The sequence below is a fragment of the Arthrobacter sp. K41 genome (assembly GCF_059089645.1).
The window spans coordinates 74,438-86,864 of sequence record NZ_JBNHEW010000003.1; the positions used below are offsets into that span (position 1 = coordinate 74,438).

14 protein-coding genes are annotated in these 12,427 nt (G+C 64.7%); 3 read left to right on the forward strand and 11 right to left on the reverse strand.

Annotated elements, in window-relative coordinates; genetic code table 11:
- Nucleotides 1–83 precede the first annotated feature (83 nt).
- From AC5RTE_RS07965 to truB, 8 genes are all read right to left on the reverse strand, one after another.
- The gene (locus tag AC5RTE_RS07965; RefSeq protein ID WP_494041328.1) at nt 84–2,345 is read right to left on the reverse strand and encodes a polyribonucleotide nucleotidyltransferase; all 2,262 of its coding nucleotides are present in this window, start codon (nt 2,343–2,345) and stop codon (nt 84–86) included.
- A gap of 243 nt (nt 2,346–2,588) precedes the next feature.
- The gene (rpsO, locus tag AC5RTE_RS07970) at nt 2,589–2,858 is read right to left on the reverse strand and encodes a 30S ribosomal protein S15 (RefSeq protein WP_013600532.1); all 270 of its coding nucleotides are present in this window, start codon (nt 2,856–2,858) and stop codon (nt 2,589–2,591) included.
- Between the two features lie 203 nt (nt 2,859–3,061).
- On the reverse strand, nt 3,062–4,327 hold the full coding sequence (kynU, locus tag AC5RTE_RS07975) for a kynureninase (protein ID WP_494040860.1): 1,266 nt from the start codon (nt 4,325–4,327) through the stop codon (nt 3,062–3,064).
- Nucleotides 4,324–5,178: a tryptophan 2,3-dioxygenase gene (gene kynA, locus AC5RTE_RS07980; protein WP_494040861.1), complete on the reverse strand. Its 855-nt coding sequence runs from the start codon at nt 5,176–5,178 to the stop codon at nt 4,324–4,326. The genes kynU and kynA overlap by 4 nt, the downstream gene beginning before the upstream one ends.
- 39 nt (nt 5,179–5,217) lie before the next feature.
- On the reverse strand, nt 5,218–6,201 hold the full coding sequence (locus AC5RTE_RS07985) for a bifunctional riboflavin kinase/FAD synthetase (protein WP_494040862.1): 984 nt from the start codon (nt 6,199–6,201) through the stop codon (nt 5,218–5,220).
- A 135-nt stretch (nt 6,202–6,336) separates the two neighbouring features.
- Nucleotides 6,337–6,759: a hypothetical protein gene (locus tag AC5RTE_RS07990; protein ID WP_494041329.1), complete on the reverse strand. Its 423-nt coding sequence runs from the start codon at nt 6,757–6,759 to the stop codon at nt 6,337–6,339.
- A gap of 88 nt (nt 6,760–6,847) precedes the next feature.
- Entirely contained in the window at nt 6,848–7,201 is a 354-nt protein-coding gene (locus tag AC5RTE_RS07995) for a hypothetical protein (protein ID WP_494040863.1), read from the reverse strand.
- Nucleotides 7,202–7,203: 2 nt separating this feature from the next.
- Nucleotides 7,204–8,145 (reverse strand): tRNA pseudouridine(55) synthase TruB, encoded by a 942-nt coding sequence (gene truB / locus AC5RTE_RS08000; RefSeq protein WP_494040864.1) that lies wholly within the window; start codon nt 8,143–8,145, stop codon nt 7,204–7,206.
- Nucleotides 8,146–8,265: 120 nt separating this feature from the next.
- On the opposite strand from truB, the gene AC5RTE_RS08005 reads away from it, so the two are divergent.
- Complete coding sequence (locus AC5RTE_RS08005) at nt 8,266–9,432, forward strand: pyridoxal phosphate-dependent aminotransferase (protein WP_494040865.1); 1,167 nt, start codon at nt 8,266–8,268, stop codon at nt 9,430–9,432.
- 22 nt (nt 9,433–9,454) lie between these two features.
- On the opposite strand, the gene trxA is transcribed toward AC5RTE_RS08005, so the two are convergent.
- Both trxA and AC5RTE_RS08015 read right to left on the reverse strand, forming a co-directional pair.
- Nucleotides 9,455–9,892, reverse strand: a complete 438-nt coding sequence (gene trxA, locus AC5RTE_RS08010; RefSeq protein ID WP_494040866.1) for a thioredoxin — start codon at nt 9,890–9,892, stop codon at nt 9,455–9,457.
- Between the two features lie 2 nt (nt 9,893–9,894).
- On the reverse strand, nt 9,895–10,383 hold the full coding sequence (locus tag AC5RTE_RS08015) for a nucleoside deaminase (protein WP_494040867.1): 489 nt from the start codon (nt 10,381–10,383) through the stop codon (nt 9,895–9,897).
- A 180-nt stretch (nt 10,384–10,563) separates the two neighbouring features.
- On the opposite strand from AC5RTE_RS08015, the gene AC5RTE_RS08020 reads away from it, so the two are divergent.
- Together AC5RTE_RS08020 and AC5RTE_RS08025 are read left to right on the forward strand one after the other, a co-directional pair.
- Nucleotides 10,564–11,157: a hypothetical protein gene (locus AC5RTE_RS08020; RefSeq protein ID WP_494040868.1), complete on the forward strand. Its 594-nt coding sequence runs from the start codon at nt 10,564–10,566 to the stop codon at nt 11,155–11,157.
- On the forward strand, nt 11,127–11,681 hold the full coding sequence (locus tag AC5RTE_RS08025) for a ScyD/ScyE family protein (protein WP_494041330.1): 555 nt from the start codon (nt 11,127–11,129) through the stop codon (nt 11,679–11,681). The genes AC5RTE_RS08020 and AC5RTE_RS08025 overlap by 31 nt, the downstream gene beginning before the upstream one ends.
- Nucleotides 11,682–11,752: 71 nt before the next feature.
- Here AC5RTE_RS08025 and rbfA read toward each other — a convergent pair whose 3' ends face one another.
- Nucleotides 11,753–12,265, reverse strand: a complete 513-nt coding sequence (gene rbfA / locus AC5RTE_RS08030) for a 30S ribosome-binding factor RbfA (protein WP_494040869.1) — start codon at nt 12,263–12,265, stop codon at nt 11,753–11,755.
- Nucleotides 12,266–12,427: the final 162 nt, after the last annotated feature.

The following is a 12,427-nucleotide window of genomic DNA, read 5'->3' on the forward strand; positions in this document are numbered from 1 at the left end:
CTGCCATCGTAACAGCGGCGGGGCCGGTGGATCATCCACCGGCCCCGCCGATTCATGCTTGTCCGTGCCGGAAACCGGAAGTGCTAGATGTCAGCGCCTTCAGCAGGTTCCGTGGTGTGGGCGCGCTCGGTCTCGACCTCAGCGCCTTCTTCCTCGGCCACAACCGGGGCGAGCGAGAGCTTTCCGCGGTCATCGATCTTGGTGATTTCCACCTGGACCTTCTGGCCCACCGAGACAACGTCGTCAACGTTGTCCACGCGCTTGCCGTTGGCCAGCTTGCGCAGCTCGGAGATGTGCAGGAGGCCGTCCTTGCCCGGGGTCAGCGATACGAATGCACCGAAGGTGGTGGTCTTGACGACCGTACCCAGGTAACGTTCGCCGATTTCCGGGACCTGCGGGTTCGCGATGGCGTTGATGGCGGAGCGTGCTGCGTCTGCAGACGGGCCGTCGGTGGCGCCAATGTAGACCGTGCCGTCGTCCTCGATGGAGATGTCGGCGCCGGTGTCCTCCTGGATCTGGTTGATCATCTTGCCCTTGGGGCCAATGACCTCGCCGATCTTGTCCACGGGGATCTTGACGGCGATGACGCGCGGTGCGAACTCGGAGAGCTCGTCCGGGGTGTCGATGGCCGAGTCGATGACCTCGAGGATGTGCAGGCGGGCTTCGCGGGCCTGCTTGAGTGCTGCAGCCAGGACCGAAGCGGGAATACCGTCAAGCTTGGTGTCCAGCTGGATGGCGGTCACGAACTCGGAGGTACCGGCAACCTTGAAGTCCATGTCGCCGAAGGCATCTTCGGCGCCGAGGATGTCGGTCAGTGCCGCGTAGCGCGTCTGGCCGTCAACCTGGTCGGAGACCAGGCCCATGGCGATGCCTGCGACAGCTGCCTTCAGGGGCACACCGGCGTTCAGCATCGACAGGGTGGAGGCGCAGACGGAACCCATCGACGTCGAGCCGTTGGAACCGAGGGCCTCGGATACCTGCCGGATGGCGTACGGGAACTCTTCGCGGGACGGCAGGACCGGCACGAGTGCACGCTCGGCCAGGGCGCCGTGGCCAATTTCGCGGCGCTTCGGGGAACCGACGCGGCCCGTTTCACCGGTGGAGTACGGCGGGAAGTTGTAGTTGTGCATGTAGCGCTTGGTCTTCACCGGCGACAGCGAGTCGATCTGCTGTTCCATCTTCAGCATGTTCAGCGTGGTGACACCCATGATCTGGGTCTCGCCGCGCTCGAAGATGGCCGAACCGTGAACGCGGGGCAGAACCTCGACCTCGGCGGTGAGCTGACGGATGTCCGTCAGGCCGCGGCCGTCAATGCGGATCTGGTCCTTGAGGATGCGCTGGCGCACAACGTGCTTGGTGACCGAGCGGAATGCTGCGGACACTTCCTTCTCACGGCCTTCGAACTGGCCGGCGAGGAAAGAGGTAACCTCGTCCTTCAGGACGTCGGAAGCGTTGTCGCGCTCCTGCTTGTCGGCGATCTGGAAGACAGCAGCCAGCTTCTCGGCGGCGGCCGACTCAACAGCGGCGTAAACGTCGTCCTCGTAGTCCAGGAAGACCGGGAACTCAACAGTGGGCTTGGCCGCGCGGGCAGCCAGGTCCGCCTGTGCGTCGCAGAGTGCCTTGATGAACGGCTTTGCAGCCTCGAGGCCTTCGGAGACAACCTCTTCGGTGGGGGCGGTGGCGCCCTGTTCCTTGATGAGGTTCCAGGAGTTGTCGGTGGCTTCGGCTTCCACCATCATGATGGCGACGTCGTCACCGGCCACGCGGCCGGCTACCACCATGTTGAAGACGGAGTTTTCCAACTGCGAGTGCTTGGGAAAAGCAACCCACTGTGATCCGTTTTCGTCGGCAACCAGGGCAACGCGGACGCCGCCGATGGGGCCGGAGAACGGCAGGCCGGAAAGCTGGGTGGACATGGAGGAGGCGTTGATGGCCACCACGTCGTAGAGCTCGTCAGGGTTGATGGCCAGGACGGTCACAACAATCTGGACCTCGTTGCGAAGGCCCTTGATGAAGGCGGGGCGCAGCGGGCGGTCCATCAGGCGGCAGGCCAGGATGGCTTCGGTGGACGGGCGTCCTTCGCGGCGGAAGAACGAGCCCGGGATGCGTCCGGCAGCGTACATGCGCTCTTCGACGTCGACCGTCAGCGGGAAGAAGTCAAAGCCTTCACGCGGGTGCTTGCCGGCCGTGGTTGCAGACAGCAGGGCGGTGTCATCGTCGATGTACACCATTGCTGCGCCGGCTGCCTGCTTGGCAAGGCGGCCGGTTTCAAAGCGGATTACACGCTTGCCAAAACGGCCATTGTCAATGACTGCTTCTGAGAACTGGATTTCGGGACCCTCCAAGAGAGTCACCTCCGTTTCTGTTTTACGGAAGTCCAGCCGCATCAACCCAGGCCAGCATCTGTCGACTGGCCCTGCACCCGGTCGTCGATCGAGACCCACGGGCCGGGGCTTCAGTCAACGAAGCCGTTCCCGGAGATCACTACCGAGGACCGCGAATGCGTGATGCGGTTGATCCTCCTGTTTAGTTTTTTTCTTTGAAGGAGCGGCCCGTTCCGTTCCGGAAAGGGCCGCCCCAAAGTCCGACTAGCGGCGCAGGCCGAGGCGCTCGATGAGCGAACGGTAGCGGGCGATGTCAGTCTTCTTGAGGTAGCTCAGCATGCGCTTGCGACGACCAACCATGGCCAGCAGACCGCGCTGGGTGTGGTAATCGTGCTTGTGCTCCTTCATGTGCTCAGTCAGATCCTTGATCCGCTGGGTCAGGACTGCAACCTGGACCTCCGGTGAACCGGTGTCGCCTTCTCCGGTTGCGTATTCCTTGATGATGGACTGCTTTACAGCGGCGTCAAGTGCCACAATAACTCCTAGGGATGTGCCGTGAGGGCCCAGGTCAGTAACTCACTGCCGGGTCTGCCGCGCCGTCTGGTCCGGAAAAACCGGACTATGCCACACACAACAGGAACCAGCCGCCACGGACTGCAGCCGGATCCATCCCCCAGTTTACCGGCGCCTGCCCAATCTTGTCGAAACAGCCATCTCCCGGGAGGGAAGCTGCTGCGCTACCGCGCCAGTTGCTTCCGGATTGCCGCCATCCCTTGCAGGACTTCCGCGAAGCTGGTGCTCAGCGGGGACAGGCCCACGCGAACGCCGCGCGGCGCGCGAAAGTCCGGGATGACGTCGTCGTCCCAGAGGGACGCGACAGTTGCTTTGGTAAAACCGGGGTGGTCCAGGGTGATGTGGCTGCCCCGCTCCCCCGGCTCCCGCGGCGAGGCGAGCTCCACCCCCAGGGGCGCCAGCCAGGCTTCGAAGACATGCACGGCGAAGGCGGTCAGCTGCACCGATTTCGCCCGTACGGCAGCCATGGTTGCTTCCTCAATAAGGTCGAGGGTCCCCCGCATGGCAAGCATCCCGAATATGGCGGGCGTACCGCTGAGGAAACCGCGGATGCCGGGAGCTGGTTCATAACCGGAGCCCATGTCAAAGGCATCCTTGCGGCCCATCCATCCCCAGATGGGCTGGTTGAGCGAGGCGAGGTGGCGGTGGTTGACGTAGGCGAACGCGGGCGAACCGGGCCCGCCGTTGAGGTACTTGTAGGTGCAGCCGGCAGCGAAGTCCACGTCCGCGCTGTCCAGGTCCATCTCCACTGAACCGGCGGAATGGCAAAGGTCCCACACCACCAGCGCCCCCGCGTCGTGCACTGCTGCCGTGATGCCCGGCAAGTCCGCCAGGTGGCCGGAACGGTAGGCGATGTGGCTCAAAAGTACGACGGCGGTGCGCGGTCCAGCCGCGTTGCGCACCTGCTCAACTGTCACCCCCGCGTTGGGGTCCGTTTCAATCCAGCGGAGTGTCAGGCCTTCCTCAAGGGCAATGCCCTCCACAAGGTAGCGGTCGGTAGGGAAATTTTCCGTGTCCAGGACCAGTTCGTTCCGGTCCGGGTCTGCCACGGCTGCCAGGGCTGCCCGGATCAGCTTGTACAGCACCACGGTGGTGGAATCCGCGATGATTGTCTGTCCCGGGGCGGCGCCGAGCACGGCCCGGCCCAGCTGGTCGCCAATGGATTGGGGCAGGTCCAGCCATTCCTCGTCCCAGCCCCGGATCAGGCGTCCTCCCCAGCCGTCGCGGATGAAGGCGCTGATGTCCTCCGCCGTGCGCTGAAGCGGCCGGCCCAGGGAGTTGCCGTCCAGGTAGGACAAGGGCGTGTCCGTGCCGATGAACCGGCTCCTGTACTGGGCCAGAGGGTCCTTGCGGTCCAGCTCGGCCGCGCGCTGTTGCAAGGCGGCGTCCGCATCTTTTGTGGTTCCGGCAACGTGCTCCTGTGTGGTCATTGGCCGATCTCCGTCCTGACAGCGAAAAGTTCTGGGAAAAAGGTCAGTTCGAGGGCCTTCTGCAGGAACGCGGCCCCGCTTGAGCCGCCGGTCCCTGTTTTCATGCCGATGGTCCTCTGCACGGTGCGCAGGTGCCGGAAGCGCCACAGCTGGAAGTTGTCCTCGAGGTCCACCAGCTCCTCGCACGCCTCGTAGGCGCCCCAGTTATCCGCAGCGTTCTCGTAGATGTGCTTGAAGAGCGGCACCAGGTCGGGGGTGAATTCGTGGGCAGAGGTAACGTCCCGCTCCAGTACCGAGCGGGGCACAGCAAACCCCTGCCGGGCAAGGTAGGCCAGGAATTCGTCATAGATGCTGGGCGCGGAAAGCACCTCATCGAGCATGGCGTAGGCTTCCGGATCCGACTCGAACACCGGAAGCATCTTGCGGTCCTTGTTGCCGAGGATGAATTCAACGGCCCGGTACTGGCTTGACTGGAAGCCGGAGGAATTGCCCAGGAAGCCGCGAAACTGTGAATACTCGGTGGGCGTCAGGGTGGCCAGCACTGACCACTGCTCGGTGAGGGTCTTTTGGATGTGCTTGACCCGGGCTATGCCCTTGAGCGCGGACCCCAGATCATCCGCACGGAGCCAGGCCGCGGTGCTCCGGAGTTCGTGCAACACCAGCTTGAGCCACAGTTCGGTGGTCTGGTGCTGAATGATGAACAGCATTTCATCGTGATGTTCCGGCTGGCTGACAGGATGCTGTGCACTCAGCAGGGTTGGCAGGTGCAGGTACGAGGCGTAGCTCATCCGTGTGCTGAAGTCGCGGACTATGCCTTCGTCCAGTTTCCTGGTGTTTTTCTCAACGGACACGGTGCTGCCTTTCCCTTGAGCGCTGTCCTGGCGGACGGGTCAGCGCCTGGCGAGGAGGTTGTGCGCCTGGACCACATCCAGCCGCATCTGGTCCACCAGCGCCTCCGGCCCACGGTATGCCACCATGCCCCTCAGCCGGGCCACGAATTCAACAACCACTGTCTGGCCGTACAGATCGAAATCCTCCACCGCTTCGTGGGGCCGGTCGATGACATGGGCTTCGACCTGCCGGCTCACACCATCGAACGTGGGATTCGACCCGACGGAAATAGCTGCAGGCCATCGCGTCCCGGCCTGGTCTACAAGCCAGCCGGCGTAGATGCCGTCCGCAGGGATGAGCCCGCTGGAGTTGCTGGACAGGTTAGCCGTAGGAAATCCGAGGGCACGGCCGCGGGCGGCGCCATGGACAACTTCCCCGCGCATCCGGTGCGCGCGCCCCAGTACTGCCGCGGCAGTGGCCACGTCACCCTCCTGCAGTGCCTCACGCACCCAGGTGGAGGAGCAGCGGCGGTCCGTGCCGTCGTCGTCATGCAGGGGGTAGCCCTCCGAGCCAAACTCACTGATGACCTGGACTTCGAACCCAAACTTCCCGCCAAGGGCCTGCATGGTGTCCAGGTCGCCGGAGTTTCCGCGGCCGAACCGGGCGTCGTGGCCGATCACTACGTGGCTCGCGTGCAGGCGGTCCACCAGGAACTGCTCCACGAATTCCTCAGCGGTGAGGCTGGCCAGATCCAGGGAGTACTTCATCACCAGGATGGCATCCAGGCCCAGCTCGCCCAGCGCCTCCAGTTTGTCGTGCAGGCCCATGATCAGCTCCGGCGCGGACTCGGGACGGTGGACCAGGGCCGGGTGGGGGTCGAACGTGATGGCCACCGACCTGGAGCGGGTGAGGCGGGCAGTGCGGATCAGCTGGGACAGCACCTGCTGGTGGCCGCGGTGAACTCCGTCGAAGTTCCCAAAGGTGACAACAGATGGGCCGAAGTCCGCCGGGACCTCGGACGGATCGTTCCAGATGTAGACCATCACCCTCGCCTTTTACTGCTGAAAATATCGACGTCCCGGACCCTGCCGGCCGCGGAACTCTCTAAAGATTACCCGCATTCACGCAACCGCTATTGCCAGGTGGCCGGGGTTGCCGCCTGGCCCGACGGACAGGTGTCAGGACCTGCGGGACGGCCGCCGCCGGTAGAGCCACACCAGGCCAAGGACGGGCAGCAGCAGGGGAATGAACGCGTAACCGCGGCCAAAAAGGGACCATACCGTCTCGTGCGGGAACTGGACCGGGTCGAAGACGCTCAGGCCGCCCACAACGAGTACCCCGACCAGTTCCACCAGGACCGCTGCCACGGATACTTTGAACCACGTACTGCCGGCCCGGGCAAGGGATACCGTGGCAATGACGTACACGAGTGCGGCGAACGCGGACAGCAGGTACGCCAGCGGGGCCTCGGAGAACTTGGTGAGGATTTGATACCCGGCGCGGGCAGAAGCCGAGATGGCGAAGACCGCATAAACAGCGATGAGCAGGCGTCCGGGCCCGGTATTGCGGGTGTTCCTGGACCCGGTTCCGTTGGGAGCCACGTCCTTGGCCGCACCGGCATGGGCTGCGCCGGTATCGGCTGCGCCAGGGGCGGAGTGCTGGTCTTTCACGTTGCGTGCTTCTTCCACTTCAGTACCAGATCTGGTTCATTCGGGCGGCCATCACCAGCGCGGTGACACCCACGGCGGCCAGGACAAAGTTGCTCCACCGGGTACGTTCCAGGATGGCCCAGTAGACGGCTGCGGGCGGCAGGAGCATCGCGGTGGCGAGGTAGCCCCAGAATTCCCAGGCCTCCCCGGCAATGGGCTCGCCCGCAACCACACGCACGACCGATCCCACCAGGTACACCAGCAGGGCCACCTCGACCGTGGCCACCGAGAGGATTGTGACGTCGTTGGGTGCTTTTTTCAGGATGCCGGCCAGCAGGCAGACTCCGCTGGAAAGCAGCCCCACCACCAGGATGATGTAAAAGTAGGCGTCCACCCTCAGGCCACCCCGGACGCACCGGCGCCGATACCAGTACCAGTACCGGGGGCGAACACCAGCACGGGCTTGGCGAAGCTGCCGGCGTCCGCAAGCAGCGCCACCAGGCTTCCGTCAGGGGCAAAAGCGGCAGCAGGATGCTCGGCTGTGGCTGCTCCCGGGCTGCCGGGCGCGGCACCGGCGGCAATGCGCCGGCCAAAGGAAATCTCAGTGGTCTCTTCCGGGCTGAGCTCGCGGTTGGGCATCAGCGCCCGGGCAGCCTCGGCCATGTCCACAACGTTGAGCCCGTCCGCAAGCTGTTCGAGGGTGCGCGCCTGTTCAAGGGAGTAGGGCCCGACATGCGTGCGCCGGAGGGCCGTGAGGTGTCCGCCGACGCCGAGTGCGTCGCCGAGGTCCCGGGCAAGGGCGCGGATGTACGTCCCGGAGGAGCATTCAACTGTAACGTCCAGGTCCACGACGTCGGCCCCGGTGTCCCTGTTGATGCTGTGCACCTCGAAGCGGTGGATGGTGACGGGGCGCGCTGCGAGCTTTACCTCTTCACCGGAGCGGACCCGGGCGTACGCCCTCTCCCCGTTCACCTTAATGGCGCTCACGCTGCTGGGCACCTGCTGGATCTGCCCGGTGAGGGCGGCAACGCCGTCGTGAATAGCCTGCTCGTCCACAGCGGCAGTGCCGGCAACGGCCGTAACCTCACCTTCGGCGTCGTCCGTCACCGTGGACTGGCCCAGGCGGATGGTGGCGGTGTAGGTCTTGGAGGTGCCCACGATGTAGGTCAGCAGGCGGGTGGCTTTGTTGATGCCCACCACCAGGACGCCTGTGGCCATCGGATCCAGTGTTCCGGCGTGGCCCACTTTCCGGGTACCGGCGAGGCGCCGCATCCGGCCAACCACATCATGGCTGGTCCATCCCTGCGGTTTGTCCACTATCACCAGTCCAGAAAGCACGCTCCCCAGTATATCGGCGCTGGTCCCGGCGCCTGCCCACGCCCGGATTGGGCGCAAGGGAGCCACGCCAACGCCCTTTCCGCCGGTAACGCCGGTAGTCAGCCAGTTAGGATGGCAGGCATGCCTGAGCTTGCCGCGCACGTCCGCGACGTCCCTGTGAACCAGATCCGGGAAATCACCGAAGCCGCGTGGCGGACCCCCGGGGCCCTGGTCCTCAGCATCGGGGAACCGGGCTTCCCGCTCCCCCGCCACATTCTCGACGCCGGCATGGCCTGCCTGGACAGGGACGAAACCAATTACACCCCCAACGCCGGCATCCCGGCGCTGCGGGAGGCGTTTGCTGCCAGGTTCAGGGAGCGCGCTGGTGCCGGCCACCACAGTGAGATAGGCGCGGACCGGGTGTATGTGGTGGACGGCGCCCAGCAGGGCCTGCACTTTGCCATGAGCCTGCTGCTCTCCCCCGGCGATGAGATCCTGATCCCCAACCCGGGCTACCCCACCTTCGCCATGACCAGCCGCCTCTTGAATGCTGTCCCGGTGGGTTACCCGCTCTATCCTGAGCACGGCTTCCAGCCTCGAACCGGTGACATCGAGGCGCTGATCACGGACCGGACGCGGGTGCTGGTCCTGAACTCGCCCTCCAACCCGCTGGGCGCGGTCCTCGGCGAGGACCTGACCCGCGAACTCGTGGAGCTGGCCCGCCGGCACGACCTGTGGGTGATTTCGGACGAGTGCTATGAGGCGTTCACCTACGATGTCCCGCACGTAAGCCCTGCACGGTTCGACGGCGTCCTGCCGGGTGAGGCGCGCGTTTTCACCTCGCTGACCCTGTCCAAAACCTATGGCCTTACCGGGCTCCGCATCGGCGCCCTCATCTGCCCGCCGGGACTGGAGCAGAAGATGAACAACGTGATGGAATCAATCGTGTCGTGCGTGGCATCGCCCTCCCAGTACGCCGCGCTTGCCGCCCTCACGGGACCGCAGGATTACGTCGAGCAAGCCCATGGGCATTACCGGGCCAACCGGGACGCCGCCTCCGCCGTACTCGATGCCAAGGGCATCCCCTACTTGAAGGCCGACGGCGCGTTCTACCTTTGGGCGGACGTGTCCCATGTCAGCGGCGGCGACGTCCGCGGGTGGGTGCGGCGCTTCCTGATGGAGTCAGGCGTTGCGCTCGCTCCGGGAACTGCCTTCGGCTCCATCGGCGAGGGCTGGGTGCGGATCGCGCTGTGCGGCAAGAGGCAGGAACTGCTCGACGGCGTGGCCCGGCTGCCGGAACGCGTCTAGGCCCTGCCGCCGGGGTCCCGTCTCAACGGCGGGTGCCGGAAAGAGCACCGTCCAGCCAAGCGCGCAGGACGTCTGCGGGAGCTGCCCCCGCCTGCCGGGCAGCCACCTGCCCGTCAACCAGCACCATCAGGGTGGGGATGGCCTGCACGTCGAAACGCCGGGACAGGCCCGGGGATTTGTCGACGTCGACCTTCACCAGCTTCACTTCACCGGCACGTTCGCGCGCCAGTTTATCCAGGGCTGGACTGACCATCCGGCATGGACCGCACCAGGCAGCCCAGAAGTCCACCAGCACCGGAACCGGCGACTGTTCGGCCACAGTGCTGAAGTCCGAATCCCCGGCCTCCACGATCCAGGGCAGCCCGGCGCGGCAGCTGCCGCAGCGCGGCCGGCCCGCAGCGGCGGCGGGGATTCTGTTGGTCTTCCCGCAGTGCGGACAGCTGACAAGGGTGGCTTCCATGCCTAATAGTCTTTCCTGTTCTTGTGGGCGCCCCACGCCCGGAAAGGAGCGTCCGACGCCGGGACCTCACCTCTGCTGACGGGCAACAGGTCGGGGCGGGTACCAGAAAAGTAGTCGTAGAAGATGGCGTCGTCAAAACCCGCGGACGCTGCACCGTACCGGTCTGCTGCAAAGAACACACGGTCTATCCGGGCCCAGAGGGCAGAAGCCAGGCACAGCGGGCACGGCTCGCAGCTGGCGTAGAGGACCGCACCGCGCAGGTCGAAGTTCCGCACGGCAGCGGCAGCCGTACGGATGGCCACCACTTCGGCGTGGGCAGTGGGATCGTTGTCGCGGGTGACGCGGTTGACGCCCTCGTGAACCCGCCCGTCCTTCGTCACCACCACTGCGCCGAACGGCCCTCCCCCGTCCTCGACGTTTCGGGTGGCGAGGGCTACCGCCTGTTCGAGGTACTGCGTGGCATTGAGCTGCTGTTGGTCCGCCTGAGTCATAGCTAGATCCTAGCCAAGGGTATGGTCCCAGGGGACGTAAATAGGGGGCTGAATAGGGGGAATTTCCCTGCGACATAGTTGCCTGGGAGGAATACTCTGGCGCCGGGGGTTTTCCGTTTTTTCGCCTCTTGCGAGGCTTCCCATACCGGCCCGCAGAGGGCATCGAACCCGGAGTACCCAATGAAAAAAAGACTCAGCATCATCGTCTGCACCGCCGTGGCCGCTGCCATCGCACCGGCGGGCCCGTCGGCCGCTTCTGACCGGGAGCCGGAGGCAAGGGAAATAGTTGGCGGGCTCGTCTCACCGCTGCACCTGGCCATCGGAACAAATAGGTCCATTTACGTAACGCAGGATTTCGCGGGGAAGCTGAGCCGTGTCAACAGGGACGGCAGCGTCAACGACATCTACCAGGCAGATCCTGGCCGGGGCGTAGCGGGTGTGGAGACCCGTGGCGCCACAACGTTCTTCCTCGAAACCGCAGGCGCCGGCTCCAATGACCCTGCCGCCCTGCGGGGTCATTTGAAAGCGATCAGCCCGCGGGGAGATGTCAGGACCATTGCGGACCTGGCCGAACATGAGCGGAAAAACAACCCCGATGCGGGCCAGCACTACGGGTTTGGAGCGGATGCCAGCAGTAAGTGCCTGGAGCAGGCCGCAGCGGTTCCGGGTGCTCCGGGGGCACGGTACACGGCGCCCTGGACTCGAACGCCTACGCCACTGCCGTCCAAGGCAACACCGCTTACATCGCCGACGCAGGGGCAAACGCCATCCTAAAGGTCAACATTCACTCGGGCGCCGTCAGCACGCTGGCGGTTCTGCCTCCCCGGCCTTCGGTCCTCACGCAACAGACCGCCACTGCTCTGGGGGCACCAGACTGTGCAAACTTCAAGTACGCCTTCGAACCCGTTCCAACTGACGTGGAGATCGGCCCGGACGGCTGGCTGTACGTGACATCGCTTCCTGGCGGCCCCGAAGCCCCTGGCCTGGGCGCACGCGGCGCGGTTTTCAAGATCAACCCCTGGAATGGCCGCACCAAGCTGTGGGCGGACGGGATCCTCAGTGCCACCGGGCTGGCAGTGGCAAACTCCGGTGATGTGTATGTTGCCTCGCTGTTCGGCAACGAGATCATCAGGTTCAGCGCTTGGAAGGGCCAGCGGTCAGTGTTCCTTCCGGTCCCTGCACCGGCCGACGTAGAAATTCAAGGCCGAACTTTGTATGCGACGGTCGATGCAGTGAACCCGGCCGCACCACCGCCTCCCCCCGCCGAAGGCCGGGTGATAAAGGTGGACATCAGGTAATCCGGCCACCATTTGGGAAGCAAAAACCCCGGTCCGCAACTGCGGGCCGGGGTTCTCCCTGTCAGCAACGGTTACTGCTTGGTGCCGTCCTCCTTGAGTTCCTCGTCGTCTGCGACGTCGAAGTCCTCTTCATCAAAATCGTTTTCGTCGATGTCCACGTCCGCGGACGCATCGCTCCTGTAGGGATCGGCGTCCCCGGCGTGACTCGCGTTGGCAGCCAGGGCGGCCACTTCGGCGTCACGCCTCTTGGCCTCCCGCAGCAGTTCCTCCAGGTTGGAGGCGTTGACGGGGATTTCGTCGGATACGAATTCGAGGGTGGGAGTCAGTCGGATGCTGAGGTTGCGCCCCACTTCCTGCCGAAGCACACCCTTGGCCTTCTCCAGGCCCTTGGCAGCATCAGCCTGGACGGCCTCGTCACCGAAAACGGTGTAGTAAAGGGTGGCGTGCTGCAGATCGTTCGTCACCCGGGCATCAGTAACAGTGATGCCCTCCAGCCGGGGATCCTTAACCTTCCGGCCCAGGGCCTCAGCAACAACAACCTTAATCCGCTGCGCCAACTTGGCAGCACGTGCCGGATCAGCCATGAACAACTCCTATAAGAAGAAAAATTTGGGGGTACGACGGCGCCCCGACGGGGCCATACGTACGTTTGCGTTTTTGCTACCCACCTAAGGCGAGTGTACGACGGGACTCCCGTCGGGATTTTTCCGGCGGCCCGGGAGTGGCATCGGGCCTGCCGGAGCTGG